This window comes from Stenotrophomonas maltophilia group sp. RNC7 (assembly GCF_030910085.1).
Taxonomy (GTDB): domain Bacteria; phylum Pseudomonadota; class Gammaproteobacteria; order Xanthomonadales; family Xanthomonadaceae; genus Stenotrophomonas; species Stenotrophomonas sepilia.
In genome coordinates this window covers 1-818 of sequence record NZ_JAVFVN010000687.1, presented here as the reverse complement: position 1 = coordinate 818, position 818 = coordinate 1, and the positions used below count along the sequence as shown (strand labels likewise).

1 protein-coding gene is annotated in these 818 nt (G+C 28.0%); it reads left to right on the top strand.

The window, feature by feature from the left end; all coding sequences use genetic code 11:
• Nucleotides 1–329 precede the first annotated feature (329 nt).
• Nucleotides 330–818 (top strand): metallophosphoesterase (locus RCF13_RS14705; RefSeq protein WP_308141290.1); only part of this gene is annotated, 489 nt, incomplete at its 3' end.

The window sequence follows — 818 nt, the reverse complement described above, 5'->3', positions numbered from 1 at the left end:
TACAATTTTTAATATGTATAGGTATAGATTTATAGTTTGAGAGGAAAGAACATAAGTAAAATAGATTTTTATTAATATACATTTTTAGGAAAAGGGGGGAGGATAGTTGATATAAAAGAGGTTCTGTGGATCAGATTTATTCATAAGTTAAGCGTCAATGTATTATATTATTATCTTTATTATTTTTATTACTATCTTTTATATTATTATTATCCGCTGCTCCTTAATTTATTCAAAAAGCCTGTTAAATTTTACTATGATATAATTTAATTAACTCTTTTTACTAATTATTGATGCAGTTTTATATTTGTTATTTGAGGAGGTTAATGATGAAAGTATTGGTATTTTCTGATACAACTGGCGGTATGAAAGAATTAGTTGAAAAACATGGATTAGTCGAAGTTAAACCAGATCTTATTTTATTATTAGGTGATATTCATAAAAGAGCCTTATATGCAATAGATTATTTCTTTAAAGATACTCCTAAATACGGGATACTAGGAAACCATGATTCTGTTAATGCATTTGAAGATACAAGTATTGAATCTATCCATCGTAAAGTAATTAACTTTAACGGTTATAAAATTGCTGGTTTTAATGGCGTTCCTTATTATAGCGATAATTTAAAGATTCATGCCCAATATAGTGAAAGTGAACTTGCAAGTTTTTTAGATTCGATAGGGACAGTAGATATATTTATTGCTCATGCTAACCCCCAATGGGCAAGACCAGAAGATGAAACTGACTTATATCGTGGATTTGAGGGATATTCAAATTATTTATTACGTGACCAACCTAAATTATTCCTTCATGGACAT